Origin of the sequence: Arthrobacter crystallopoietes BAB-32 (genome assembly GCF_000328305.2) — a bacterium.
Taxonomy (GTDB): domain Bacteria; phylum Actinomycetota; class Actinomycetes; order Actinomycetales; family Micrococcaceae; genus Crystallibacter; species Crystallibacter crystallopoietes_A.
Genome location: NZ_ANPE02000193.1, coordinates 1 through 25564 on the forward strand (window position 1 = coordinate 1; position 25564 = coordinate 25564).

The window sequence follows — 25564 nt, forward strand, 5'->3', positions numbered from 1 at the left end:
CAGCGCCGTCCTGCGTGAGCTGCAGACCCGCCGCGGCCGGATCTACGGGGCGCGGCTGGTGGTCCTGGCCGGCAGCGGCAACAACGGCGGCGACGCCCTTTACGCCGCCGCGTCGCTGGCCCGCCGGGGAGCAAGCACGACGGCGGTGCTCACCTCCCAGCGCTGCCATCCGGAGGCCTTGGCCGCCTTCATCGCTGCGGGAGGACGGGAGGTCCGGCTGACCGAGGCCAACACTGCGGAACTGGCCGTGCTCTGCCGGGATGCCGACGTGCTGATCGACGGGATCCTCGGTACAGGGGCCGCGGGCGGCCTGCGCCATCCGGCCGCGGCCCTGGTTTGTGCCGTCGCCGCCGCCCCGCCGCCGCTGGTGGTCGCCTGCGACCTGCCCAGCGGCACCTCGGCGGACACCGGCGAGCTGTTCGAGCCGGTCCTGCGTGCCGACGTGACGGTGACTTTCGGCGGCCTGAAAGCGGGCCTGCTCGCCGATCCCGCAGCGGGCGCGGCCGGCCGGGTGGAAGCGGTGGACATCCGCCTGGGCCCCCACCTGCCGCAGCCGGCACTGCGCCGCCTTGAGCCCGCCGACGTCCGAGAGCTCTGGCCGGTGCCGGGCCGGGCCGCGCATAAATACAGCCGCGGCGTGCTCGGCATCGTGGCCGGCTCGGCCCAGTACCCCGGTGCAGCACTGCTCTGCACGCAGGCCGCCGCGGCCACGGGCGTCGGCATGGTCCGCTACCTGGGGCCTGCGGACGTCTGCCGGCTGGTGAACGCCTCCACGCCGGAGGCGGTCTGCAGCAGCTCGGACAGCGTTGCGGACAGCCGCATGCAGGCCTGGCTGGTGGGCCCGGGCACCGGAACCGATCCCGAGCAGGTGGAACGCGTGCGCGCGGCGCTGGCTTCCGGCCTGCCGGTCATCGCGGACGCCAACGCGCTGGACCTGCTGCCGGATGAGCTTGCCCCGCAGGTGGTGCTGACGCCGCATGCCGGCGAACTGGTCCGCATCCTCGGCCGGCAGGACGTCGAGGTGACGCGCGGGCAGGTGGAGGCCTCGCCGTCGGAATTCGCCACGCTGGCCGCCGGGCTGACCGGGGCCACCGTGCTCCTCAAGGGCGCGGCCACCGTCATCGCCTCACCCTCCGGCACGCTCTTCAGCCAGGACAACGCGACGCCCTGGCTGGCGACCGCTGGCTCCGGCGACACGCTTGCGGGCATCCTCGGTGCGCTCGCCGCCACGGTGGACGGCCCGCGGCTGGAGGACGCCGGTATCGCGGGGCCGGACCGGCCGGCGGGGATCGCAGCGCTCGCCGCCGCCGTGCACGGCCTCGCCGGCAGGGCAGCATCGGCGGGAGGTCCGGTCGCGGCATCGGATATCAGCCGCGCCCTGCCCGAGACGATCCGCCGGCTGCTGCAAGCCTGAGCCGGACGCGTGGACCGGCGGACGCGCGGACGGGCGGACGCCGAGATCGCAGCCGTGGCCCGAGGCCGGGCCAAAGGGCAACCGCCGGGCGGCAGCCAGCGGACTGGACCCGGGCACCTGGATCAGCGGACGAGCCGCTGGTGCAACTCCCGGACCCGGGCGTCGATGTCGTCACGGACCAGGCGCATGCGTTCCTGGCCTTCGATGCCGCGCAGGCTCGGCTCGTCGATGATCCACCGCTCGTACCGGGTACCGTCGACCTCCTCGAGCTGCGCGTTTTCGCCCAGGATCACCACGACATCGGCTTCCCGCTGGACCTCCGCGGTGACGGGTTTGGGCACTTCGGCGTGGATGTCGATGCCGAGCTCGTCCAATGACTCCGCCGACTGGCCGTTGATGGCGCTGCCGGGGTTCGTGCCGCCGGAACGGACGTCGATCTGGCCGTCCGCCGCTGCCTTCATCAGCCCGGCGGCCATCTGGGACTTGCCGCTGTTGGTGGAACAGACGAAAAGGACGGTCGGTTTGTCGGCCTTGAAGCTCATGGGTGGATGGTCCAATCGTTGGTCGGTTCGTCCTCGCGGTGGGGCGCGGTTAGTCACTCACGGAGGGCGCTGGCTCCATTATGCCTGCATGCCGGAGCCGGTTTCGGGCGGCAGGATGCGAACGCAGCAGCGGCCGGGCGCCGGATCCAGGACGGCGCTGCAGCCGCAGGGTTCCGAGGCGGCGGTGGCGGCGGCGAGCAGGTCCAGGTTCATGCCGCAGACCGTTGCCGTGTGGGACTTGGAGAGCCGGTGGAAGGGGCAGTTGCGCATGATGATGCTGCCGTCCTCGTCACGCACCGGCTGGTACCCGTACTCGGCCAAGGCATCCTCCAGCTTGCCCTCGGAGCCGATCTCGGCCCCGGCCTGCGCGGCGGCGCGGCTGAGGGTCTCGTCCACCGGCTTGCCGGTGCGGGTGGATTCCTCGACGGCGGCCGCGAGCAGTTCGGCCGCGAAATCGTAGTGCCGCTGGGGGAGGCTGACGGAGACTTCCCGGACGGTCGGTGCGTAGAGCTTGGTCGGGCGGCCGGAGCCGGGGCCGCTGCGTCCGGTCAGCCGCCGGTAGCTGACGGTGAGCAGTTCCTCGCGTGCCAGCCGGTCCAAATGGAACGCCGCGGTGCCGCGCACCATGCCGAGCTTCCCGGCGACGTCGTCCCGGCTCACGGGGGCAGCGGAGGCGAGGACGAACTCGTAGACCGAGCGGCGGGAGGGGTCCGCCAGGGCGGCAACGGCCGTGACGGCGTCGGTCTGGCTGTGTCTTCCCATAGGAAAATCCTACTCTAAAAACAATGACCATTGACATAACAGCCGGCGCTTTCTAAAGTCAAGTATCACTAACTTTAGAAAGGATTGGTCATGGTCACACACCAGCCCAGCACCGCCGTCCGGACGGGATTGCGGAGCCCGGCGCAGCAGGCCTTCATGCTGCTGCGCACGGTTTTCACCATCGCGCCGATTCTCTTCGGCCTGGACAAGTTCACCAACCTGCTCACCGATTGGACCCAATACCTTGCACCGGTCGCCACCGAAGTCGTTCCGGTCTCCGCCCAGCAGTTCATGTGGGCGGTCGGCGTGGTGGAAATCCTGGCCGGCCTGCTCGTCGCCTGGCGGCCGCGCATCGGTTCCCTCGTGGTCGCGGCCTGGCTCGCGGGCATCATCATCAACCTGCTCGTGCTGCCCGGCTTCTTCGACGTGGCGCTGCGTGATTTCGGACTCCTTGTCGGCGCGCTGGCCTTGAATCGCCTGGCCACCGATCGGGCGTCCCGGAAGGGCAATGGCATGATGAACGCATGACGTTTGAGGCTGCTACAGACCGTTACGACAAGACTCCTTACCGCCGGGTGGGCCGCAGTGGACTGCACCTCCCGGCGGTTTCGTTGGGCTTGTGGCACAACTTCGGCGATGACAAGCCGTTCGAGGTCCAGCGCGCGATCCTGCGCCGGGCCTTCGACCTGGGCGTCACCCATTTCGACCTCGCCAACAACTACGGTCCGCCGGCCGGCAGCGCAGAGACGAACTTCGGCCGCCACATGGCCGAGGATTTCCGCCCCTACCGGGACGAACTGGTCATCTCCACCAAGGCCGGCTACCTGATGTGGCCGGGCCCGTACGGCGAATGGGGCTCGCGCAAGTACCTGCTCTCCAGCCTCGACGCCTCGCTGAAGCGGATGGGGCTGGACTACGTGGACATCTTCTACAGCCACCGCCCGGACCGGAACACTCCGCTGGAGGAAACGATGGGCGCGCTGGACCAGGCGGTCCGCTCCGGCAAGGCGCTCTATGCCGGCATCTCCTCCTACACCGCCGAGCAGACCCGCGAGGCTGCCCGGATCATGCGGGAACTGGGCACCCCGCTGCTGATCCACCAGCCTCGTATTCCATGCTCAACCGCTGGGTGGAGGACGGCAGCCCAGCCTGCTCGATGTGCTGGCCGAGGAGGGCATCGGCTCGATCGCGTTTTCCCCGCTGGCCCAGGGCATGCTGACGGAGCGCTACTTCAACGGGATCCCCGACGACTCGCGGGTGGCCCAGAACAAGTCCTTCTCGGAGGCGCTGCTGAGCGAGGAGAACCTCGGCCGGGTGCGCGGCCTCAACGAGATTGCCGCCGCGCGCGGCCAGTCCCTGGCCCAGTTGGCCATCGCCTGGGTGCTGCGTGAGCAGGTGCAGGGCACTCCGGTCACCTCGGCGCTGGTCGGGGCCTCCAGCGTGCGCCAGCTCGAGGAGAACCTCGCCGCCGTCGAGCGGCTGGACTTCACGCAGGACGAGCTGGATGCCATCGACGAGTATGCGGTGGAGTCCGGCATCAACCTCTGGAAGCACTGATCCCGCCGGCGCCGCCGTGCGGGCGCAGCAGGAACGTGTACTTCTCCAGCAGTCGGGCCAGCAGGTCCAGGGCAGCGTCAATGTCCGACGGCGGAGGCTGGGTTGAGTGCGGATCCAGCTGTGCGTGGGTGATGTGCTGGTCCACCCAGCACTTGATCCCGGCGGTGGCCGAGGAGAGCTCGGCGAGGTCCGCCCGCGGGACGGCCGGGTTCAGGTGTCCGAACCAGAGGGTGTCAGCCCGCTCCTTGAAGGCGGCGGCCAGTTCCTCGCGGCGGCTGCCGGAGCTGCCGGCCAGGAACCAGGTTTCGGGCAGCAGCCTGGGATCCTCCGCCATCTTCTGCAGCAGCCGCTTCAGCGACCCGGTCCGGCGGTCGCCGTCCACCATGCGGCGGATGCCGAGCGCCGCATCGCGGTAATAGAGCTGCACCAGCCAGTCATGGTCCCGATCGGTGGCCTCCGGCGGATGGCCGTCCGCCGGCCGGCCACGGGCGACGCCGTACGTCGGGCCGTTCCGGGCCTGCAGGTCCTGCCAGATCCGCCGGTTCTCCAGCAGCCCCGAGACCTCCAGGGTGATGCGCTCCAGCAGCACAAACCAGTCCTGCGGCGGGCACCCGGGCCCGGCGCCGCCGTCGTTATTATCCCGCTGGTGCTTAGCCGGCATCGGCGGAGCGGGCCAGGAGCAGGTCGCGTTCCTCTTCCGGGGTGAGCCCGGCGCGCCGCGGACGGTTCGCGCCGCTTGCCAGCTCCCAGGCGAGGGTGTCGGCCAGGGTCTGCCGCAGTGGCCGGAGGGACAGGCCGTTGGCCTTGGCCGCGCTGGTGTCCCGGGCGCTGAAGCCCGCGTACTCGGGCAGCGGCAGCCAGAGCGGCAAGGACTTCGCGCCCATCCATGGTTCGACGCCGTGGGCCGCCAGCCAGTCCTGGTCCGCGCGCACCAGCGGGCCGATGTGGCGGGCAACCTCACGGGCCGCGGCCAGATGCTCGTCAAGCGGCAGCGCGTCGCCCGTGGCATTGAAGGTTCCAGCCAGTCCGCCCGCGGTGGCGTCGACAATCCAAGCGGCCAGGTCGCGCACGTCGATGACCTGGGTCTGTAGCCCGGGCGAGTCCGGCACCAGGACACTGCCGTCCTGCGCCGCCGGCCGGGAGAACCGGAGCGGCCAGTGCCCGGTTCGGCCGGTCTCGTCGCCCGGGCCGGCGATCAGCCCCGAACGGACGATGAGGGAGCGGTCCGGGCCGAAATGCTCCAGCACACGCTGTTCGCAGGAGACCTTGGCTTCGCCGTAGACCGCCATGCTGTCCATGACGTCCCCGTCCAGCGGGGGCAGCAGCCCGGCGTCCTCCGCGGCACCGGCTGTGCCGTGGTCCGCATAGACCGAGGCGGAGGAGACGAAGGTGAAGTGCCGGGCGCGGGCGGCCAGCGCTGCCGCCGCGGTCCGCACCTGCCCGGGCTGACGCGAGACGTCGACCACCGCATCCCAGTCCCGCCCGGCCACGCCGGCATACGCGTCCGGCGCATCCCGGTCGGCGCGGACGAACTCGGTGCCCTCCGGCGGGCGCGCCGCGGTGCCGCGGGCCAAACAGGTGACCGTGTGGCCCAGCTCCACCGCCCTTGCCGCGATGGTGCTGCCGAGCCACGCCGTACCGCCGAGAACCAGAAGCCGCATACCGCCCAGTGCATCCCATGCCGGCGGCAAGGACAAGGGTTGTTCGCACAGAGGGGAGGGCGGCCGGCCGCAAAGTTCTTGCATGCTGTGAAAGTTTGCATGGTGTGCAAGCTTGGTTCTATCGTGGAGGGGTGCAGGAACCATCCGCGGCTCCGCCGAGCCGGCGCGAACTCAATAAGCAGGCCACCCGGGACGCGATCTCCGCAGCAGCCCTCAGGCTGGCACGGGACCATGGCCCCGGCGGCTTCACCGTGGACGCCCTGGCTGACGCGGCGGGCGTTTCCCGGCGCACGTTCTTCAACTACTTCCCCTCAATCGAGGCGGCCGTGGCGCGCCCCGTCGAAGAATTCCTCGACGACGCCTTCCGCCGGCTGGATGAGCGGCCGGACGACGAGCCGGTCATGGACGCCGTCCTGGCCACCCTCGGCGCGAGATGAGCCGGGACCGGATGGCCGAGATGTGCGAGATCTACGCGATGACCGAGGACAGTCCGCAGCTGGAGCGGATGCAGCTGCAGTTGTGGAACAGCGCCCAGCAGAAGCTGGAGGAGGGGCTGCACCAGCGCCTCGGTGCGGCCGCCGGCCCGCTGCTGGTGCGCGCGCTCGCCGGCTCGCTGATCGCCTGCGCCAAGGCGGCGATGCAGACCGCCGCCACCGACTCCGGCCCCGCCCGGAACCCCGAACCCCTGGCCTTCCACCAGCACCTGCTCGAGAGCCTCGACATGCTCCGCGGCGGCTTCAACATCAACGGCTCGACCTTCGACCCCAAGGACTCCTAGAACATGGCCTCTCTGCTGTACAAGCTCGGCAAGCTCGCCGCCCGCAGGCGCTGGTGGTTCATCTCGGCCTGGCTGGCCGTCATGGTGGCCGTCGGCGGTTCGGTCGCCGCGTTCAGCGGCACCCTGTCCAACACCTTCTCCATCCCGGGCACCGAATCCCAGCAGGTGCTGGACGAGCTGCAGGAGAGCCTGCCGGATGCCGCGGGCGGCCTGGGCACTATTGTGTTCACCACGGACGACGGCGGGGAATTCAGCCAGGAGCAGCGGGCTGCGGTTGCGCAGCTGGCAGCGGACCTGGGGGAGCACGATGCCGTCAAGAGCGCGACCGACCCCTTCGAGCTGCAGGCACAACTGGATGACGCACCGGAACTGATCGCCGGCGGCGAGGCCGAGCTGGAGGCCGCGGCCGGCCAGCTTGAGCAAGGCCAGGCCGAGCTGGACGCGGGCCGCGCCCAGCTGGAGCCCGGGAAGCTGCAGCTGCAGGCCGCCGAGGACCAATTGGCCGCAGCGAAAGCCCAGGCCGCCCAGGCCGAAGCCGCAGGCCAGTCGGCGATGGCTGCCCAGATCCGCGCGCAGCTGGAGGCCCAGCGCGCCCAGCTGGAACCGCAGAAGGCCCAGCTGGAGGCGGCCGAAGCGCAGCTCGACGAGGCCGAGCGGCAGCTCAGGGACGGCCGGGACGACTACGAGTCCGGCGTCGCCGACCTGGAAGCGGCGAAGCTGCAGCAGCAGTCCTCCGAAGGCGTGCGCTTCGTTTCCGCAGCCGGCGATGCGGCGTTCATGCAGGTCCAGTTCGAAAAGACCATGATGGAGGTCGCGAAGGAGGATCGCGAGGCCGTCCAGCAAATGACCGAAGCGGCGCTGGTCGGCGGGCTGAACGCCGAATACAGCAAGGACATCGTCGAGGACATCTCGCAGCTCTTCGGCGCCGCGGAAATCATCGGCATCGCGGTCGCGGCCGCCGTCCTGGTGATCATGCTTGGCACGCTGATCGCCGCCGGCCTGCCGCTGCTGATGGCCGTCGTCGGCGTCGGCGTGGGTGTCGGCGGCACCATCGCCCTCTCGGGTGCAGTGGAGATGAGCTCCATCTCGCCGGTCCTGGCGCTCATGCTGGGCCTGGCCGTGGGCATCGACTACTCGCTGTTCATCGTCAACCGGCACCGCAGCCAGCTGCTGGCCGGCATGCCGCTGGCCGAATCCATCGGCCGAGCCACCGGCACCTCCGGCAACGCGGTGCTGTTCGCCGGGTTGACCGTCATCATCGCTCTGGCCGCGCTTGCCGTGCCGGCCATTCCGTTCCTGACCGTGCTGGGACTGGCCGGTGCCGCCACGGTGGCCGTCGCCGTCGTCGTTGCCCTCACCCTGACCCCCGCGATGCTCGCGGTCATCGGCAAACGCATCCTCTCCAAGCGGGCGTGGGCCAGGGCGGGCCGGTCCGGTCCCGCAGCGGCAGGCACGGCAAGTACGACGGCGGATCCTGCGTCAGTGAACGATCCAAAGCGGAGCTGGGGCCGGGTTGTGACCCGCAGCCCCTGGCTGGCGCTGCTGGCCGGGGTGGCCCTGCTGGGCGTGATGGCGGTGCCGGCAACCGAGCTGCGGCTGGGGCTGCCGGACGGCAGTTCGGAGCCGGCGGACTCCACCGCCTACCGCGCCTACACCCAGCTCGGCGAGAGCTTCGGCGAGGGGATCAATGGGCCGCTCATCGTGGTCGCCGACCGGCCTGGAGGGCTCGAAGGGACCGAGGCGGACGAGCGGCTGCTGGAGCTGTCGCGCGAACTGCGCGCCCTGGACCACGTGACCGCGGCGGTGCCGTTCGGAACCAGCGAGGACGGACGGACCGCCGCGCTGCAGGTCATCCCGGAGGAAGGCCCGGCGGCCGAAAGCACCGAAGACCTGGTCCACCACCTGCGGGCCGAAGCCGAAGCGCTCGAGGCAAGCACCGGCGTCGGTGTTTCGGTCACCGGGCAGCCGGCCATGCAGATCGACGTCTCCGACAAACTCGCCGACGCCATGCCGGTGTATCTGGCGATCGTGATCGGGCTGTCGCTGATCCTGCTGCTGCTGGTCTTCCGCTCCATCCTGGTGCCGCTGCTGGCCACCGCCGGGTTCCTGCTCTCGCTGGGTGCGAGCTTCGGCGCCGTGGTGGCGATCTACCAGTGGGGCTGGCTGGACAGCATCTTCGGCGTGCATGATCCGGGCCCGATCCTGAGCTTCCTGCCGATGATCCTGATCGGGGTGCTCTTCGGGCTGGCCATGGACTACCAGATGTTCCTGGTCTCCGGGATGCGCGAGTCCTACGCGCACGGCGAGGAGGCCCGGGCCGCGGTGGTCAGCGGCTTCAACCACGGCGCGAAGGTGGTCACGGCCGCCGCGATCATCATGGTCTCGGTCTTCGCCGGGTTCATCTTCTCCCACCTGACCATGGTCCGGCCGATCGGCTTCGCGCTGGCGCTGGGCGTGCTGCTCGACGCGTTCGTGGTGCGCATGACGCTGATCCCGGCGGCGATGCACCTGCTCGGCAAGTCCGTGTGGTGGCTGCCCCGCTGGCTGGAGAAGGTCCTGCCCGATGTGGACGTGGAAGGGGCCAAGCTGGCCGCCGCCGCGCCGCAGGAGCGGGAGCCGGAGCCGGTCGGCGCGCGTTAGCCGGGAGGAGCGGCTACCGCCGGTTCTTCCCGGGCGGGCCGGCAAGGCGGTAGGACTCGTCGAGCAGTTCGGCCAGCTCCTCCGGGGTGACCTTATCCAGCCGGACGAGCACAAGGTTGGGGGACCTGTCGTGGTGCCGGGTCCAGAAGAAGATCTCCGGGGCGGTGCCAGCCAGCGCCTCCCGCTCCTGGGTCTTGACCGTCAGCACACCGGGCTCCCAGATCCGGGCCATCAACGTCCGGGCGAACCAGGCCGGCTGGCCCCAGCTGGGCCGCTCCGTCACCTCCGGCAGAGCCAGACAGAGCCGGCGCACATCGTCCTCGGTGGGCATGGTCCCACCTTGGCATGCCCGGCGGCCGAGGTCCACGCCGGCAGGACAAGCGGGTCGGATAAGCGCGTCGGACCAGCGGGACCGGGCGGATCTCCCCAATCCTGCGGCCACGGGCCGGATTAGGGAGATCCGGGGCTTGCCAGCAGTACGGAAGCACGGTCCAATGGAGAAGTCAGAGTCCGGCGGGCGGTGTTGGGGGTATCCGCCGGCGCAACTGAAAGCAGTAGGGCAGCTGCAGAAGGGACCGGACATGCCGTTTTCCGCCCTGAAGCCGTCGGATGAGTTTCCCCCTGATCTGACGGTCCTGACCCGGATCGAGCTGGAGGTGCTCCAGGCGAGGGTCAATGAGGAGCTGTTCCGCGAGTGCAATGACCATTTGGCTCCGGACGGGGAAACGCTCTTCCGCTTCAACACCGTCGCCCACGAACTGGCCATCCGCCGCGAGCTGCGCGACCTGCGCGAACTTTAGCTCCACAGCCCGCCGCACAGGCCGACTTGTGCACAAGCGGCCCGGTCATAACCGGCGCCGGCGGTGCCAAGTGGAAGAATGGAAGGGTGAAGCCAGCATCATCCGAAAGTTTTGAGCGCCAGGCCCTGATCGATCTGGAGGCCGTCCGGCACAATGTCCGCCATTTCCTGGAGGTGGCCCAGCCCGCCAGGGTCATGGCCGTGGTCAAGGCGGATGGCTACGGGCATGGAGCGGTGCCGGTGGCTAAAGCCGCCCTCGAAGCCGGGGCAGCCTGGCTGGGCGTCGCGCACATCACCGAGGCGCTGGCCTTGCGGGCAGCCGGCATCGACGCGCCCATCCTGGCGTGGCTGCACACGCCGGAGAGCGATTTCACCGCCGCGCTGACGGCCAATGTGGACATCGGCATCTCCGGCTGGGAAATCGACCATGTCGCGGCGGCGGCCAAGGAGGTGCAGCGTCCGGCACGCGTGCACCTGAAGATCGACACCGGCATGGGGCGCAATGGCTGCACGCCGGAGCGCTGGGAAGAGCTGATAGGCCAGGCCACGGCGTACCAGGAGGAAGGGCTGCTGCGCGTGGTCGGCGTCTTCTCCCACCTCGCTGTGGCCGACGAACCGCGCCGGCCGGAGACGGACGAGCAGATCGACCGGTTCCGTGATGCGGTGGCGCTGGCCGAGGACGCCGGGCTGGACTTGGAGGTCCGCCATCTGGCCAACACTCCCGGAACCCTGAGCCGGCCGGACGCCCACTTCGACATGGTCCGGGTGGGCCTGGGCATCTACGGGCTGTCGCCGTTCGAGAACGAGCGGCCCGCGGACCTGAAGCTGCGGCCGGCGATGACCCTGCGTTCCCGGGTGGCCAACTGCAAGCGCGTGCTCCAGGGGCAGGGCGTGTCCTACGGGCTGCGCTACAAGACCGATGCCCCGAGCACCCTGGTCCTGGTGCCGATGGGCTACGGCGACGGGATTCCGCGCACTGCCAGCGGCGCCCAGGTGGAAATCGGCGGCAAGCGCTACGACGTCGTCGGCCGAGTCGCGATGGACCAGTTCGTGGTGGATCTGCGCACGGCTGAGTCCCCGGACCTGGTCGGCGAAGAGGTCACCCTGTTCGGGCCGGGCGAGGATGCTCCCGGGGCCGAGGACTGGGCCGCCGCCGCCGGCACCATCAACTACGAGATCGTCACGCGGATCAGTCCCCGCGTGCCGCGCGTCTATGTGGACGGCGAGGCCAGCAACGACGGCGGTGTGCCGGCCGGGAGCGACGCGTGAGCGCCGGCGAGGATGCCGGGCCCGCCTGGACCGCGGAGTATCCGGTGGGCAGCGCCGCGGAAACCCAGGCGCTGGCCAAACGGATCGGGGCCCAGCTGCAGGCCGGGGACCTGCTGGTGCTCACCGGGGAACTCGGAGCCGGCAAAACCACCTTCACCCAGGGCCTGGTGAAGGCCTCGGCGTACGCCCGGGCATCATCTCGCCGACGTTCGTGCTGGTGCGGATGCATCCGTCGCTATCCGGCGGTCCGGACCTGGTGCACGTGGACGCCTACCGGCTGGAATCCGAGGCCGAAATTGACGACATCGACCTGGAAAACACCTTGGACAGCTCGGTCACCGTGGTCGAATGGGGCCGCGGCCGGGTCGAGCACCTGACCGACAGTTGGCTGGACATCAGCCTGCACCGGTCCACCGGAACCGCACCCGCCGGAAACACCGGCGCCGCAGACGGCGGCAGCACCGGCGTCGTCCTTGACTTCGCTGAACCGGACGAGACGGAGGACCGGCTGATCAGCATGGCAGCCTACGGTCCGCGGTGGGCCGAACACGGCCCGTTCTGACCGCGGCGCTGACCGCCAGGCGCGACCACGGCCCGGCCCGGAGCCCGGGTCGATGGGGAGTCCTCCCCATCGCGGATGCCGGCCGGACCTGCCTACGCTGGAGGGCGCAATAATGCCGTTGACCGAGGAGTTCCAGCGTGGCCGGATGGGTGAAGCGGACTATCCGTCCGCCGCTTGATGTCGCCGTGACAGCCCCCGCCGGTTGGGAAGAGGTTACGGTCGAGCACACCGAGCTGGTGTTGGCGCTCGGCGGGATGCCGTCCGGCACGTTCCGGCCCAGCTTCGTGGTGGTCAGCTACGATTCCGCCGAGTCCCTGCAGCGGATCGCCCTCCGGGCCGGCCAAGAGGCCCAGCAGCAGTACGAGGACCCCTTGCTGATCGCCAGCGAGGCGGTGGAGCACGCCGGCCGGCCCGGGCGCCGGCTGGAATTCACCTACCGCATCGCAGAGACCACAGTGCTGGTCCGACGCTGGATCCTCAAACTGGACCGGCGCTGCCTGGACATCGTCGCCAGCAGTACGGTGGCGCAGGTGCCGCTGGTCCGCGGCGCGTTCGATGCGATGTTCTCCTCGCTGGCCTGGGAACAGGCGGCAGCATGAGCGCCGTGCTGCAAGAGGAAGCCCCTGGCAACGAAGCCGGCCGGCCGGGATCTGCGTGTGCCGTCGCCGGGCTTGACGACCCCAGCCGGCTGGCGGACGGGCAAGGTTATTTCTCGACCGGGCCCTGGGTGTCCGCGGAGGCTGCCGGCGTGCTCATCAGCACCGCCCAGCGCCGGTTCGGCACAGCCGCAGCCCTGCGCCGCCCGCACCTCGCGCGCGAGTTCAGTAGCTGGGGGTTCACCGACGCCCGCGGCGTCTACTCAGCGGACACGCGTTTTTTCCGCCACGCCGTGCAGACGGCGCAGGCCACCGCGCGCATCGACGGCTGGCACCTGGTAAGCACACCGCCCTGCAGCTGTGGGTGGGCCGGCGCTGGACTGCCGTGGCGGCGGGGACATCGGCGCGCGCCCTCATGCTCGGCTATCAATCCGGAGAAGCCGGGACCATGGTGCAACTGGATGTCGCCGGCGTCCAGGACGCCGCCTCCGTCATGGCGGCGTGGGCAGGCCTCGGCCCGGCCTGGTCCATCGCCGGCACGGCCGCCGGTATCGGGCGCTCGCTGTTCGAACAGCGCATCCTCGATCCCGCGACTGAACCGCCGGACGAGGCGGACGCCGGGCTGCGCCGGATGTGGCGCGAGCCCTGGTTCGTCTGGGTGGCCACGATCGGACGGAACGGCTTCCGCCGCGGTTTCGTCAATGCAGGAGCCGCCGGGCACTACTTGTTTGGAACCAGCCCCGACGGCAGGGTCCAACTGGCAGCCCAGTCGTCCTCAATCGTCTGGCACACCCTGCGCGACGCCGTCGAGGACGTGCGGTACCAGGAAGGTACGCCCTGATGGATTCCCGCTACCTGGACGCCGATCACTCCAGGACAACCGGCCCCCGCACATTGAGCGATTGAAAACCGGGGGCAACGACGCAGGCTGGACGGGGCTACTGCGGGGAGCACGTAAAATGGTGGGGTGCTGATCCTCTCCATCGATACCTCCGCCATCGCCAGCGCGGCCTTGCTGACCGGAGAAGGGGAGACGCTTCAGGCCTTCGCCACCGAAGACACCAGGACCCACGCCGAGGTGCTGGCACCGGGCATCCACGGGCTCCTCTGCGCAGCCGGCGTATCCGGTGCGGAGCTGGACGCCCTGGTGGTCGGGGTCGGGCCCGGGCCGTTCACCGGGTTGCGCTCCGGCATTGCGACCGCACGCGCGCTGGCCTTCGCCTGGAACAAGCCGCTGCACGGCGTGATGAGCCTGGACGCCATTGCCGTCGACGCAGCCCTGGACGCCTGGCGGCTGGGCATCGACGAGTTCATCGTCGCCACCGACGCCCGCCGCAAAGAGGTCTACTGGGCCCGCTACTACAGCACCGGGGGAACCCACCAGCTGATCGACGGACCGCATGTATCCGCGCCCGCCGATGTGCCCGAGCTGCCGGCCTACGGGCGTGGGGCCGGCCTCTACCCGGAGCAGCTGAAGGCCGTCCCCGACTTCAGCGGCACCCAGCCCACCGCTGAAGCGCTCGGCCGCACCGCCGTCGTTAGTCTGGTCCGCGGCCTGCCGCTGCTGGAGACCACTCCGCTGTACCTGCGCGAATCCGATGCGAAGGTTCCCGGTCCGCGGAAGCGGGCGCTGTGAACGACACCGGACTGCCCGCCGGCCGCATCCGGCCGATGACGGCCGCCGACGTGGCGGTGGTGGAGGAACTGGAGCGGCAGCTGTTCCCGCTGGACGCCTGGCCGCTGCAGATGTTCGAGGACGAACTCGCGCAGCCGGAAACCCGCAGCTACTACGTCGCAGTGGATGCACTGGACCGCGTCATCGCCTACGCCGGGCTGATGTGCATCGAGCCGATCGCCGACGTGCAGACCATCGCCGTGGTGCCCGAGCGCGAGGGCCAGGGCATCGGCACACAGCTGCTGACCCTGCTGATCGAGGAAGCGGCGCGGCGGAACGCCAGGGACGTGCTGCTGGAAGTCCGTGCCGACAACCCGCGTGCGCAGCGGCTCTACCGCTGGTTCGGCTTCGAGCAGATCCATATACGCCCGCGCTACTACCGGGACGGCGTGGATGCGCTGATCATGCGGCTGGAGCTGGACCGCTGGAACGGGGTGCCCGGCTCCTCGGGGACCACACCCACGCTGCAGACCGAGCCGACTGCACACACCGAAGAACCGGAGGATGTCCGATGAACCGCAGCGAGCCGCTGGTGCTCGGGATCGAGTCCTCCTGCGATGAGACCGGCGTCGGGATTGTCCGAGGGGACACGCTGCTGACCAACACGGTGTCCTCCTCGATGGAGGAGCACGTGCGCTTCGGCGGCGTGATCCCCGAGATCGCTTCGCGCGCACACCTGGATGCCTTCGTGCCGACCCTGCAGCAGGCACTGGACCAGGCCGGTGTGACGCTTGACGAGGTCGACGCGCTCGCCGTCACGTCCGGACCGGGCCTGGCCGGGGCGCTGATGGTCGGGGTCTGCGCGGCCAAGGCACTCGCGGTGGCGACGGGCAAGCCGCTCTACGCGATCAACCACCTTGTGGCCCATGTCGGCGTGGGGCTGCTGGACGGCGGAGCACTGCCGGAAAACCTCGGCGCGCTGCTGGTCTCGGGCGGCCACACCGAGATCCTGCGCGTGAAATCCATTACCGACGACGTCGAACTGCTTGGCTCCACCATCGATGACGCCGCCGGCGAGGCCTACGACAAGGTGGCCCGGATCCTCGGCCTGGGCTATCCCGGCGGGCCCGCGATCGACAAGCTGGCGCGCGAAGGCAACCCCAAGGCGATCCGCTTCCCGCGCGGGCTCAGCCAGCCCAAGTACATGGGCACGGCCGAGGCCCCCGGTCCGCACCGCTACGACTGGTCCTTCTCCGGGCTCAAGACCGCGGTGGCGCGCGCGGTCGAGCAGTTCGAGGCCGCCGGCCAGGACGTCCCCGTGGCGGACATCGCCGCGTCCTTCCAGGAGGCCGTGGTGGACGTCATCACCGCCAAAGCCATGCTCGCCTGTACGGAAAACGGCATTACCAACCTGCTCCTGGGCGGGGGAGTGGCCGCAAATTCCCGGCTGCGCGCGCTGACCGAGGAACGCTGCGCGGCCCACGGCATCTCCTTGCGCGTGCCGCCGATTTCGCTGTGCACGGACAACGGGGCCATGGTCGCGGCGCTGGCTTCGCAGATTGTCATGGCCGGCGGCGAGCCGTCCGGGATCGGGTTCGCTCCGGACTCGTCGATGCCGGTCACCAGCATCCACCTCTGAGCGGAAACAGCCGGCGCCACATTCACCGCACCGGCGTTCACGGCACAAGCCTGCTGCCCTGTTTTCTGCACGCGACGCCGCGCCGCCAGCCGGAAGCGGTGCTCAATGTGGCGCGGGGTGAATGCTGCTACGCTCCGCAGCATGAACTTCCTGCGCCGTAGACCGGACCTGGTGCTGCTGCTGCCGGCCTGCTCCTGCTCATCGCCGGAGCTGCCATTCACCAATCCGCGCCGGCGCACGATTTCGGCCTCATAGCCAACGCCCCGTTCAGCATCCTCGATCTGCTCTCCGCGCAGCAGAAAACCGGGCTGGCCCTGTCCGGCGCCGGCGTACTGTCCCTCGCAGCGGCCGCCGGAACAGCGCTCGGCCTCCGCCTGGGCCGGCAGCAGGCCCGCTATCCTTCGCGCATCTGCCGGACCACGTCGAGCACTACGGCACGCAGATCGCCGTCGTTCTCCGCGGCCACCCGCCGCTGGCGCTGGTAGCCGGCCCCGCGCTCGATGATCTTCTCCACGTCCGCCAGCTCATTGCTGCAGCCGAGCTTCCTGGCCACCGGCTCCAGCCGGTTCAGCACGTCGTCGCGCAGGTGGTCGGTGACCAGCTTCTCCCGTCCGGCGCCGTCCAGGATGATGATGGCGTCCAGGCCGTACCGGGCGGCGCGCCACTTGTTTTCCTGCACGTGCCACGGCGGCATGGTGGGAATGGCCCACCCGTTGTCCAGCACGGTGGAGAACTCGTCCACCAGGCACTGCGTCAGCGCGGCGATGGCCCCGACATCCTGCAGCGAGGACATGCCGTCGCAGATGCGCATCTCGATGGTCCCGAGGAGCGGCACCGGCCGGACGTCCCAGCGGATCTCGCTGAGCGTGTCAATCACCCCGGTGGTGAACATGTCCTGCACGTAGTCTTCGTAGTTGGCCCAGGCCGGGAACTGGAACGGCAGCCCGGCGGTGGGCAGCTGCTGGAACATCAGCGCCCGCTGCGAGGCGTAGCCGGTGTCCTCTCCGCCCCAGTACGGCGAGGACGCGGACAGCGCCTGGAAGTGCGGGAAGTAGTTGACCAGCCCGTCCAGCACCGGCAGCGCTTTGTCCCGATGGTCCAGACCAACGTGCACATGGACGCCGTAGATCACCATCTGCTGGCCCCACCACTGCGTCCGGTCGATCAGCTTGGCGTAGCGTTCCTTGTCCGTGACCGGCTGGGACCGCGGCGCCGCAAACGGGTGGCTGCCGGCGCAGAACAGCTCGATCCCCTTTGGGTCCGTCACGGAGCGCACCGAGCGCATGCCGTCGGCCAGCTCGTGCTTGGCCTGCTCCACCGAGGTGCAGATCCCGGTGACCAGCTCCACCGTGTTGAGCAGCAGCTCCTGCTTCACGTGCGGATGCTCGTCGTCGTCTTTCAGGTCCGGGTGGTTCCGGGAGAGTTCGGCAAGGACCTCCTTGGCCGCGGACACGAGTTCGCCGCTCTTGGCATCCACCAGCGCCAGCTCCCATTCGACGCCGAGGGTGGACTGCGCCGAATGCGCGAAATCGATGTTCAAACGGGCTCCTGATCTGCTGCGTTGTCGACCGGCACGTCCCGCCGGCGCTGTGTTTCCGGCACGCAGCGCTGCGGCGGAGAACCTATCTCGATTCTACGCAGTGGTACGGTCAAGTACGTGAAAAAGCTCGGTTCCCGCGGCCTGGCGCTTGCCGGGCTGGCGGCCACCTCCCTGGTCCTCTCCGCCTGTACCACCGCCCCGCCGGAACCCGGGACCGGGAGCGGCGCCCCGCCGTCGTCGTCTGCCGCCCCCACTGAGGAGGCGCGGCTGTCCTGGGGACCCAGCCAGCAGAATTACGACGACGCCGCTGCCGCCGTCTCCGCGATGAGCGTCGCCGAAAAGGCGGGGCAGGTGATCGTCGCGTTCTATTCCGGGACCGACCCGGCTCCGCAGGTGGCCGCGATCGAGCAGCTGCATCTGGGTGGCAGCATCATTATGGGCGACAACGTCCCGCTGGCGGCGGACGGCACGGTGGACGTGGCCGCGATGGCCGAGGTCAACAAGACGCTGCAGGATGCCATGTTCGACGGCCGCGACTGGCCGGGCATCATCTCCGTGGACCAGGAAGGCGGCATCGTCTCCCGGCTGCGGGCGCCGCTGACCGAGTGGCCGGCCCCCATGACCTACGGGGCGGCGGCGGACGAGGAGGTGTCGCGGGACTCCATGGCGGCGATGGCCACCGAACTGGCCGCCCTCGGGTTCACCATGGACCACGCGCCCAGCGTCGACCTGACCATCGGGCCGCAGGATCCCACGATCGGCGCGCGCTCCCTGGGCAGCGATCCGGCCCTCGCCTCGGCGCAGGCTCCGGCGCTGCTGGAAGGGTTCGAGAGCGCAGGCATCATGCCCAGCATCAAGCACTTCCCGGGGCACGGCTCGGTCACCACGGATTCGCACCTGGACCTGCCCGTCCAGGACGCCTCAGTGGCCGAGCTGAAGGCCCGCGACTGGGCGCCGTTCCAGGCCGCTGCGGAGGCCGGGGCGCCGGTCATGATGATGGGCCACATCGCCGTGAACGCCCTCGAACCGGGAGTGCCGTCGTCGCTGTCGGCGGCCAGCTACCAGGCTCTGCGCGACCTTGGCTTCGAGGGCGTGATCGTGACGGACGCGCTCAATATGGGCGCGGTGGAGAACGCGTACCCGGGCGGCCAGGCGGCTCCGATGGCGCTCGCAGCCGGGGCCGATCTGCTGCTGATGCCCACCGACGTGCACGCCGCCCATGCCGCCATCCTCGCCGCGCTGGAGGACGGCACTCTGGCGGAAGAGCGGCTGGATGAGGCCGCCACGCGCGTGGTCACCATGCAGCTGTGGCAGAAGTCGATCGCCCAGACGCCCTCGCTGGAGGAGATCGGTACCCACGATGACGATGCAAAGGCCGCCTCCGCTGCCGCCTTGACCGTCCTGACCGGCCAGTGCCGCGGCGGGCAGGTCGACGGCGCCCTGACGGTCCAGGGCTCGGACCCGGTGGCGAACGCGCGGCTGGCGGAAGCGGCGCGCGCCCGCGGACTGCAAGTCGGCTCGGGGCCGGTGGTCACCCTGCTGGCCGGACGGGAATCCGGCTCCGGTGACGTGGTGGTCTCGCTGGCCGAGCCGTGGGGGCTGGAGCTGTCGCAGGCCGAGACCAAGGCCGCGCTCTACGGCGACACACCGGCCGCCTTCGACGCCCTGCTGGACTACCTGACCGGCGAAGCCGGCGCACCGGGCAAGCTGCCCGCCGACGTCGGCGGATTCGAGGCCGGCACCGGCTGCAGCTGACCCGGGCGGGCTCTGGCTCGCGCCGTTCGTTCCGGACAGAAGCTGCGGCTTACTTCGGGCCGGGTTAACCGGCTACGGCCGCACATCCCGGCTGCGGCTGCGCCCGCCCGGACCCGGCACCGGCTCGACCACGATCGCCACCCGTTCCTCACCGATCCGGGTCAGCACCAGCGTCGCCTTGTTCGGCCCCTTGCCCGAGCCGGTCAGCAGCGTCTTGCGCAGCTCTTCCGGCGTGACCGAGGTGCCGCGCTTTTTGATCTCCAGCGTGCCGATCCGATTCGCCTTCACCCACGCCTTGAGCTTCTTGACGTTGTAGTGGCGCACCTCGAGCACCTTGTACGCACGGGCAAACGGCGTCTCGACCAGCTCCGGCGCGCAGAAATACGCGATGTGCTCATCCAGCAGATGCCCATCGAGCTGCTTGGCCACATCTGCCACCAGCCCGGCCCGGATCACGGCGCCGTCCGGCTCGTACAGGTAGCCTTCGGCCGGCCCGAGTTCCACGTCCTGGCCGGCCGGATCGAAGTCCGTCCCGCTGGTGACCTCCGCCGAGCCGCCGTGCCCGATCACCAGCGCCGCCCGCCGGACCCCAGGCCGGGCCAGCACGTTGAACCACAGCGCGGCCTCGGCCACCTCGCCGTCCACCGACACCCACTGCGCCTCGCAGCCGGCCGGCAGCGCCTCGTGCGGGATGCCCGGGCCCAGCTTCACACCGACCGGCAGGCCACGGTCCGCCAGCTGTTCCACGAAGGACAGCGGCGGCGAAAACGCCTCCGGATCGAACAGGCGTGTGGTGCCCGACGTCGTCGTTGTCCGCCTGGCCGGATCCAGCCATACGCCGTCGACGCCGGCCAGGTCCACGTCCTGCGCTTCGGCGTTGACCACCGTCGCATTGGGCCAGGGCATGAGGTTGATCGTCGCCGCCGCGGCGGTAGTTTCATCGCGTTCGACGGCGGTGACCTTGCGTTCCAGCGTGGCCATCGCCAGCGCGTCCGCGCCGATCCCGCAGCCCAGGTCCGCGACGTGTTCGACGCCGGCAGCCACGAAGCGCTGTGCATGCAGTGCCGCAATGTTCAGCCGGGTGGCCTGTTCCAGCCCCGCCTGGGTGAAGAGCATGTTGGCCGCGAACGGACCGAACTTGGCCTCGGCCTTGCCGCGCAGCTTCGACTGGGTCAGCGCCGCCGAGATCAGCTCGGGGGAGTGGCCTGCCTTGCGCAGCTCGGTGCTGGTCTTCAGGCTGTTGGCCTCCGAGTAGGGGCCCAAAGAGTTCAGCAGCTCCCATCCTTCGGGCGTGAGAAGGGGCGCAATGTTCTCCGAAGCCATGGATTCAAGCCTAGTCCAGCCTCGACGGCCGGGCTGACACAGGAGGAACAGCAGTGATGGGCGCCCGATAGCATGGGCGCATGATTCTTGGTGGAACGACATACCTGGCGGCCGGCCGGCACTTCCGCGGAGTGCTGTCCCGGATTCCTGAGGAGGCCTGGGGCAAGCCCGGGCTGGGGGAGTGGGACGTGCGCACGCTGGCCGGCCATACCAGCCGGGCGCTGGTGACCGTGCTGACCTACCTGGAGCGGCCCGCCGAGCAGGTCACGGTGGCGTCGGCCGCGGCGTACTTCTCCGGCCAGGACTTCACGTCGTCGCCCGATATCACTGCCCGGGCTGTGAGGGCAGCGCAGGAGCTCGGGCCCAAGCCGGTGGAGACGGTGGACCGGATGCTGGTCCGGCTGAACGAGGTGGTCCCGTTGGTCGAAGACCGCGTGATCGAGACCATCGCCGGTGGGATGCGGCTGAGCGACTACCTGCCGACCAGGATCTTCGAGCTCGCCGTGCACAGCCTGGACCTGGCCGCGGCCTGCGGCATCCGGACGTCGCTGCCGGCCGACGTCGAACTGGCAGCCAACAAGCTCGCCATCGAGATCGCGGCGGCCCGCGGCGAGGGCAGCAAGCTGCTGTTCGCGCTCACCGGGCGGGCGTCCCTGCCGGCCGGCTACTCGGTGGTCTAAGGGAAGGCCGTCCCGTCGTCCAGGCTGGGCCGGACCGTGACGTCGATTCGCTGCACGGCATTGTTGCCCATGCCCTGGTAGTTCCACTCCGGCGCCAGCGGCTGGGTGTTGCCTTGGGCGTCCTCGGCCCGGCAGATCAGTTCGTGCGTTCCCTCGGAAGCAACCCAAGGGAAGGTCCAGCGCTGCCAGGCGTACTTGTCCACGGCTGGCTCGAGATGCGCCTCGGACCAGACGCCGTCGATCCCGATTTCGACAGCCTTGATCTTGCCCTGCCCCGACCAGGCTCGTCCTTCCAGCAGAGTCGGGCCCGCCGCCAGTACGCGGCGCCGCGACGCGAAGTCCGGCTCTCCGGGTGGAACCATGAGCGCCCGGACGCGAATCCGCGACACCGGCTGCCGGGATCGTCCGCATCCTGCTGGAAGCGGTAGGCGACCGCCTGCTGGAAGCCCTCGAACGGCGTCGTCACCGCTTCGATGCTGCGCAGCCACTTGACGCTGGTCATGCCGTACCAGCCCGGCACCAGCAGCCGGAGCGGGAAACCATGCTGCGGCATGAGCGGCTGGCCATTCATTTCGTAGGCGAGCAGGATATCCTCGCCTGCCGCAATGTCCACCGGCAGGCTCCGGGCATAGGCCTGCTCGACTCCGCCCTGGAAGCCCCGGTCCGCCCCCGTGAAGACGACTTCCACGGCCCCCGGTTCCAGCCCCGCTTCGGCCAGGACTCCGGACAGCGGCGTCCCGGTCCACACGGCAGTGCCGACCGCTCCGAGGATCCACGGCTGGCTGACCGGGCGAGGCTCCATCAGCGAGCGGCCGTTCCCGGCGCACTCCATCGTCACCGCGAGCGTCCGTTGTTCCCGTGCGCGAAGGTCATCCAGCCGGAGATCCAGCGGCCGCTGCACTGCGCCATGGACCCGCAGCGACCACGTCTCCGGATCGATCGCGGGTACGTCGAAGTGGATCAGCAGGTAATGCATTCCAACCGGAGTCGCCGTCCAGTGCAGCAGCTCCAGCGGCATCGCGTGGTTCCGCGAGGAAAGATGGAGTTCCTCGCGGGTGATGTTTCCCCAAGTTGGCTCCGCGGCATGCGGTGACGGCGCCTTCGCGGCCGCCGAGCGCCGCGGGCGCAGCGCTGTTTTTTTCATGGCACCAGTTTGGGCCGCGGGTGGACGGACTGTCCATGGTCTGGCATGGTCCGGGCGCACATGCCAAGGTGGAACCTGACAACGAATCCGGAAGGGGAAACCCATGCTTGCTTCAGCGCGTGCCATCAGCAGCTTCAGCGTCAACGACATCGCGGCAGCCAAGGAGTTCTACGGCAAGGTCCTGGGACTGGGGGTGAACGACGGCGGCATGGGCACCTTGAGCCTGGCGCTTCCCGGAGGGGCGGAGGTCATGGTGTACCCCAAGGACAACCACGAGCCGGCCAGCTTCACGATCCTGAACTTCATTGTCGACGACGTGGATGCGGCCGTTGAGCAGCTGAACGGCAAGGGCATCCAGACGAAGATCTACGACGACCCCAATCTGCCCACGGACGAGAAGGGCATCATGCGCGGGAACGGCCCGGACATCGCCTGGTTCCGGGACCCGGCCGGGAACGTGCTCTCGGTCCTGAAGGCCTGACCCGGGCGAGGTCCGGACGGAAGGCGGCGCACCGCCGTCGTACTTGGCTGCACTCAGGTGAGGCGGGCGGGACCGCGCTCAGGCGAAGTAGACGCCGATCCGGTTGCCGTCGATCTCCTCGATCCGGATGTCGATCTCGTAGACATCGCGCAGCACGTCCGGCTGCATGATCTGCGCCGGCGGGCCCTGATGCACCAGCCGGCCCTGCCGCATGGCGACGATGCTGTCCGAGTAGCAGGAGGCGAAGTTGATATCGTGGATGACCAGGACCACGGTCTTGCCCAGCTCGTCGGTCAGGCGGCGCAGCAGCCGCATCATCTCGACCGAATGCTTCATGTCCAGGTTGTTCAGCGGCTCGTCCAGCAGCAGGTAGTCCGTGTCCTGTGCCAGCACCATGGCGATGAAGGCGCGCTGGCGCTGCCCGCCGGAGAGCTCGTCCACGAACTTGTCGGCGAGGGCGGTGAGGTCGAGGTACTCCAGCGCCTGGTCGATGTGCACCTCGTCGGCGGCGGTCGGGCGCCCGTTGTTGTGGGGGAAGCGGCCGAAGCCGACCAGGTCGCGGACGGTCAGGCGCACGCTGAGCTGGTTCTCCTGGCGCAGGATGGCCATCTTGCGGGCGAGCTCGCGGCTGTCGGTCTCCGTGACATCCAGCCCGTCGATGCTGACGCGGCCGGCGTCCATGGGCAGCAGCCGGCTCATCATGGACAGCAGCGTGGATTTGCCCGCGCCGTTCGGCCCGATGATGGAGGTGATGCCGCCCTCCTTGATGTAGCAGCTGACGCCGTCCACCACGGTCTGGCCGTCGTAGCGCTTGGATACGTCGGAGACGTGGATCATTTGACCGAGCCTTTCAGCAGCAGGGCGATGAAGACGATGCCGCCCACGAATTCAATGACGATGCTCAGCGCGGTGTCGAAGGCGAAGACCTGCTCCAGCACCAGCTGGCCGCCGACCAGCGCGATGACGCCGAGCAGCACGGCGATCGGCAGCACGTAGGCGTGGCGGAAGTGGCTGCAGAGCTGGTAGGCCAGGCTGGCCACAAGCAGGCCGAAGAAAGTGATCGGACCGACCAGCGCGGTCGAGACGGCCACCAGCACGGCGCAGATGACCAGCACCGTGGTGACCGAGCGCTTGTGGTCCACGCCGAGGTTGACCGCCATGTCGCGGCCGAGGGACAGGACGTCCAGCTGCTGCCGCATCCGCCAGGCCAGCGTGCTGACCGCAACCACGGCCACCGCGGACACCAGCAGGAGGAGGCCGTCCACGTTGTTGAAGCTGGCGAAGAACAGGTCCTGCAGGATGATGAATTCGCTCGGGTCGATCAGGCGCTGCAGCAGCGAGGAGATCCCGCGGAACATCACGCCGAACACAATCCCGACCAGCAGCATCAGGTGCAGGCTCTTGCCGCCACCGGTGAAGAGCCAGCGGTAGAGCAGGAAGGAGAAGCCGACCATCAGCCCGACCTCGATCACGAACCGGGCCGGGGCGCCCAAGGCCAGCAGGGCCTGCCCGCCGATCGCGAAGGTCAGCGCCGTCTGGATCAGCATGTAGAGCGCGTCGAAGCCCATGATGGACGGGGTCAGGATCCGGTTGGACGTGACCGTCTGGAAGAGCACGGTGGAAACCCCGACGGCGTACGCCACCAGCAGCATCGAGCCCACCTTGATGGCTCGGCGGGGGAGGATGTAGCCGAGGTTGCCGCGCAGGTCGATCAGCATGAACGTGGCGACCAGGGCGGCGGCGAGCACGGCCAGCAGGATGATCCAGGTCCGCGGCGCCAGCGACTTCAGCGGCCGCCGGGTGCGCTGGGTGAGGGCGGCGGGAAGCTGCGTGCTAGCTGTATTACCCACGGCGTTCACGCTTGCGCAGCAGGAGATAGAGGAACAGCACGCTGCCGACCGCGGACACCACCACGCCGACCGGGATCTCGTACGGGAAGCGGATGGCCCGGCCGATGATGTCGCACGCCAGCACGAAGCCGGCGCCGAAGACCGCGACCCACGGGACCGAGCGGCGCACGTTGTCGCCGAAGGCCAGCGAGACCAGGTTCGGGACAATCAGGCCAAGGAAAGGGATGCTGCCAATGGAAACAACGACGACGGCGCTAATCAGGGAGACGATCACCAGTCCCGTCATCATCACCCTGTTGTAGTTCAGGCCCAGGTTCGTGGAAAACTCCTGGCCCATGCCGGCCATCGTGAAGCGGTCCGCGCAGAGGTAGCCAACCAGCGTCAGCGCGGCCACGATCCAGAGCAGCTCGTACCGGCCGCGCAGCACGCCGGAGAAGTCGCCGATCATCCAGCTGTTGAGTGTCTGCAGCAGGTCGAAGCGGTAGGCGAAGAAGGTGGTGACGGCGGCGATGACGCCGCCGAGCATGATGCCCACGAGGGGCACCAGCAGGGTGTTGCGCAGCGGGATCCGGCGCAGCACGAGGAGGAACAGTCCGGTGCCCAGCGCGGCGAACACGGCTGCTACGGACATCTTGGCCAGCAGCGCCGCGCCCGGGACGGCGACGGTCACGACCAGGATGCCCAGCGATGCGGACTCCACGGTTCCCACGGTGGACGGTTCCACGAACTTGTTCCGGGCCATCAGCTGCATGATCAGGCCGGCCACGCTGAGGGCCATCCCGGCCAGGATGACGGAGCTGGTGCGCGGAACGCGGCTGATCCAGAAGATGTCCCACGCCGTCGGATCGCCGGCCAGCAGGGCAGGCAGCGAAACGTCGGAGACACCGACGAACATGCTGGCAATCGCCAGCGCGGCGACGGCGGCCCCGGCGCCGATGAGCTGGCTGCCGGATCCGC

The 25564-nt window shown here is 69.5% G+C and carries 26 protein-coding genes and 3 pseudogenes; 17 read left to right on the plus strand and 12 right to left on the minus strand.

All coding sequences use genetic code 11. From position 1 onward, the window contains the following. A partial coding sequence (locus tag D477_RS15500; RefSeq protein WP_005271465.1) for an NAD(P)H-hydrate dehydratase occupies positions 1 to 1414 on the plus strand: 1414 nt, incomplete at its 5' end. Positions 1415 to 1536: 122 nt separating this feature from the next. Here the strand turns inward: D477_RS15500 and D477_RS15505 are convergent. After that, positions 1537 to 1956, minus strand: coding sequence for an arsenate-mycothiol transferase ArsC (locus D477_RS15505; protein WP_005271468.1), 420 nt, complete (start codon positions 1954 to 1956; stop codon positions 1537 to 1539). 78 nt (positions 1957 to 2034) lie between these two features. Continuing rightward, positions 2035 to 2718: a helix-turn-helix transcriptional regulator gene (locus D477_RS15510; RefSeq protein WP_005271471.1), complete on the minus strand. Its 684-nt coding sequence runs from the start codon at positions 2716 to 2718 to the stop codon at positions 2035 to 2037. 90 nt (positions 2719 to 2808) lie between these two features. Here D477_RS15510 and D477_RS15515 point away from each other — a divergent pair, with 90 nt between their 5' ends. Beyond that, positions 2809 to 3246, plus strand: a complete 438-nt coding sequence (locus D477_RS15515; RefSeq protein ID WP_005271474.1) for a hypothetical protein — start codon at positions 2809 to 2811, stop codon at positions 3244 to 3246. Next, a pseudogene (mgrA, locus tag D477_RS15520) lies at positions 3243 to 4275 on the plus strand (L-glyceraldehyde 3-phosphate reductase). The gene D477_RS15515 and the pseudogene mgrA overlap by 4 nt, the downstream one beginning before the upstream one ends. On the opposite strand, the gene D477_RS15525 reads toward mgrA, so the two are convergent. Together D477_RS15525 and D477_RS15530 are read right to left on the minus strand one after the other, a co-directional pair. Beyond that, complete coding sequence (locus D477_RS15525) at positions 4256 to 4936, minus strand: hypothetical protein (RefSeq protein ID WP_043847248.1); 681 nt, start codon at positions 4934 to 4936, stop codon at positions 4256 to 4258. The pseudogene mgrA and the gene D477_RS15525 sit on opposite strands and share 20 nt — an antisense overlap. Next, a complete protein-coding gene (locus D477_RS15530; RefSeq protein WP_005271479.1) occupies positions 4926 to 5936 on the minus strand; it encodes an NAD-dependent epimerase/dehydratase family protein in 1011 nt (336 codons plus the stop codon). The genes D477_RS15525 and D477_RS15530 overlap by 11 nt, the downstream gene beginning before the upstream one ends. A 131-nt stretch (positions 5937 to 6067) precedes the next feature. On the opposite strand from D477_RS15530, the gene D477_RS21315 reads away from it, so the two are divergent. The 3 genes from D477_RS21315 to D477_RS15540 are packed head-to-tail and all read left to right on the plus strand — an operon-like array spanning position 6068 to position 9354. After that, positions 6068 to 6373: a TetR family transcriptional regulator gene (locus D477_RS21315; protein ID WP_052510811.1), complete on the plus strand. Its 306-nt coding sequence runs from the start codon at positions 6068 to 6070 to the stop codon at positions 6371 to 6373. Further along, positions 6370 to 6714 (plus strand): hypothetical protein, encoded by a 345-nt coding sequence (locus tag D477_RS21320; protein ID WP_052510812.1) that lies wholly within the window; start codon positions 6370 to 6372, stop codon positions 6712 to 6714. The genes D477_RS21315 and D477_RS21320 overlap by 4 nt, the downstream gene beginning before the upstream one ends. Before the next feature lie 3 nt (positions 6715 to 6717). Further along, the gene (locus D477_RS15540; RefSeq protein ID WP_005271482.1) at positions 6718 to 9354 is read left to right on the plus strand and encodes an MMPL family transporter; all 2637 of its coding nucleotides are present in this window, start codon (positions 6718 to 6720) and stop codon (positions 9352 to 9354) included. Between the two features lie 13 nt (positions 9355 to 9367). Here D477_RS15540 and D477_RS15545 read toward each other — a convergent pair whose 3' ends face one another. After that, a complete protein-coding gene (locus D477_RS15545) occupies positions 9368 to 9685 on the minus strand; it encodes an MmcQ/YjbR family DNA-binding protein (RefSeq protein ID WP_005271487.1) in 318 nt (105 codons plus the stop codon). Positions 9686 to 9935: 250 nt separating this feature from the next. Between D477_RS15545 and D477_RS15550 the strand changes: the two genes are divergently transcribed. From D477_RS15550 to tsaD, 8 genes and pseudogenes are all read left to right on the plus strand, one after another. Continuing rightward, positions 9936 to 10154 carry a hypothetical protein gene (locus D477_RS15550; RefSeq protein WP_005271490.1) on the plus strand — a complete coding sequence of 73 codons (219 nt, stop codon included), beginning with the start codon at positions 9936 to 9938 and terminating at the stop codon, positions 10152 to 10154. An 86-nt stretch (positions 10155 to 10240) separates the two neighbouring features. After that, positions 10241 to 11422 (plus strand): alanine racemase, encoded by a 1182-nt coding sequence (gene alr / locus D477_RS15555; protein WP_005271494.1) that lies wholly within the window; start codon positions 10241 to 10243, stop codon positions 11420 to 11422. Further along, positions 11419 to 11984: pseudogene (gene tsaE / locus D477_RS15560) on the plus strand (tRNA (adenosine(37)-N6)-threonylcarbamoyltransferase complex ATPase subunit type 1 TsaE). The gene alr and the pseudogene tsaE overlap by 4 nt, the downstream one beginning before the upstream one ends. 137 nt (positions 11985 to 12121) lie before the next feature. Continuing rightward, positions 12122 to 12583, plus strand: coding sequence for a hypothetical protein (locus D477_RS15565; RefSeq protein ID WP_005271497.1), 462 nt, complete (start codon positions 12122 to 12124; stop codon positions 12581 to 12583). Between the two features lie 445 nt (positions 12584 to 13028). Further along, entirely contained in the window at positions 13029 to 13421 is a 393-nt protein-coding gene (locus D477_RS15570) for a hypothetical protein (RefSeq protein ID WP_150110157.1), read from the plus strand. A gap of 126 nt (positions 13422 to 13547) precedes the next feature. Continuing rightward, positions 13548 to 14216 carry a tRNA (adenosine(37)-N6)-threonylcarbamoyltransferase complex dimerization subunit type 1 TsaB gene (gene tsaB / locus D477_RS15575; protein WP_005271511.1) on the plus strand — a complete coding sequence of 223 codons (669 nt, stop codon included), beginning with the start codon at positions 13548 to 13550 and terminating at the stop codon, positions 14214 to 14216. Between the two features lie 35 nt (positions 14217 to 14251). Further along, positions 14252 to 14770 carry a ribosomal protein S18-alanine N-acetyltransferase gene (rimI, locus tag D477_RS15580; RefSeq protein ID WP_081608589.1) on the plus strand — a complete coding sequence of 173 codons (519 nt, stop codon included), beginning with the start codon at positions 14252 to 14254 and terminating at the stop codon, positions 14768 to 14770. After that, positions 14767 to 15834, plus strand: coding sequence for a tRNA (adenosine(37)-N6)-threonylcarbamoyltransferase complex transferase subunit TsaD (tsaD, locus tag D477_RS15585; protein ID WP_005271524.1), 1068 nt, complete (start codon positions 14767 to 14769; stop codon positions 15832 to 15834). Before rimI ends, tsaD begins: the two co-directional genes overlap by 4 nt. Before the next feature lie 394 nt (positions 15835 to 16228). On the opposite strand, the gene D477_RS15590 is transcribed toward tsaD, so the two are convergent. Continuing rightward, a complete protein-coding gene (locus tag D477_RS15590; protein WP_005271526.1) occupies positions 16229 to 17374 on the minus strand; it encodes a glutamate--cysteine ligase in 1146 nt (381 codons plus the stop codon). A 117-nt stretch (positions 17375 to 17491) separates the two neighbouring features. On the opposite strand from D477_RS15590, the gene D477_RS15595 reads away from it, so the two are divergent. Further along, the gene (locus D477_RS15595; protein ID WP_005271530.1) at positions 17492 to 19129 is read left to right on the plus strand and encodes a glycoside hydrolase family 3 N-terminal domain-containing protein; all 1638 of its coding nucleotides are present in this window, start codon (positions 17492 to 17494) and stop codon (positions 19127 to 19129) included. 72 nt (positions 19130 to 19201) lie between these two features. Here the strand turns inward: D477_RS15595 and D477_RS15600 are convergent, their stop codons facing one another. Then, entirely contained in the window at positions 19202 to 20452 is a 1251-nt protein-coding gene (locus tag D477_RS15600; protein ID WP_005271533.1) for a THUMP-like domain-containing protein, read from the minus strand. An 80-nt stretch (positions 20453 to 20532) separates the two neighbouring features. Here D477_RS15600 and D477_RS15605 point away from each other — a divergent pair, with 80 nt between their 5' ends. Further along, positions 20533 to 21132: a maleylpyruvate isomerase N-terminal domain-containing protein gene (locus tag D477_RS15605; protein ID WP_005271539.1), complete on the plus strand. Its 600-nt coding sequence runs from the start codon at positions 20533 to 20535 to the stop codon at positions 21130 to 21132. Here the strand turns inward: D477_RS15605 and D477_RS23725 are convergent. Continuing rightward, a complete protein-coding gene (locus D477_RS23725) occupies positions 21129 to 21494 on the minus strand; it encodes a hypothetical protein (protein ID WP_424580019.1) in 366 nt (121 codons plus the stop codon). The genes D477_RS15605 and D477_RS23725 overlap by 4 nt on opposite strands. Positions 21495 to 21634: 140 nt before the next feature. Then, positions 21635 to 22426 (minus strand): annotated as a pseudogene (locus tag D477_RS23890) (molybdopterin-dependent oxidoreductase); the annotation flags it as partial. Between D477_RS23890 and D477_RS15615 the strand changes: the two are divergent. Further along, positions 22380 to 22757, plus strand: a complete 378-nt coding sequence (locus D477_RS15615; protein WP_005271552.1) for a VOC family protein — start codon at positions 22380 to 22382, stop codon at positions 22755 to 22757. The pseudogene D477_RS23890 and the gene D477_RS15615 overlap by 47 nt on opposite strands. A 78-nt stretch (positions 22758 to 22835) precedes the next feature. Here the strand turns inward: D477_RS15615 and D477_RS15620 are convergent, their stop codons facing one another. Genes D477_RS15620 through D477_RS15630 form a run of 3 tightly spaced genes read right to left on the minus strand, consistent with a single transcriptional unit; the run spans position 22836 to position 25502 of the window. After that, the gene (locus tag D477_RS15620; RefSeq protein ID WP_005271555.1) at positions 22836 to 23594 is read right to left on the minus strand and encodes an iron ABC transporter ATP-binding protein; all 759 of its coding nucleotides are present in this window, start codon (positions 23592 to 23594) and stop codon (positions 22836 to 22838) included. Next, positions 23591 to 24616 carry an iron chelate uptake ABC transporter family permease subunit gene (locus D477_RS15625; protein WP_005271557.1) on the minus strand — a complete coding sequence of 342 codons (1026 nt, stop codon included), beginning with the start codon at positions 24614 to 24616 and terminating at the stop codon, positions 23591 to 23593. The genes D477_RS15620 and D477_RS15625 overlap by 4 nt, the downstream gene beginning before the upstream one ends. After that, positions 24600 to 25502, minus strand: a complete 903-nt coding sequence (locus D477_RS15630) for an ABC transporter permease (RefSeq protein ID WP_150110159.1) — start codon at positions 25500 to 25502, stop codon at positions 24600 to 24602. The genes D477_RS15625 and D477_RS15630 overlap by 17 nt, the downstream gene beginning before the upstream one ends. Positions 25503 to 25564: the final 62 nt, after the last annotated feature.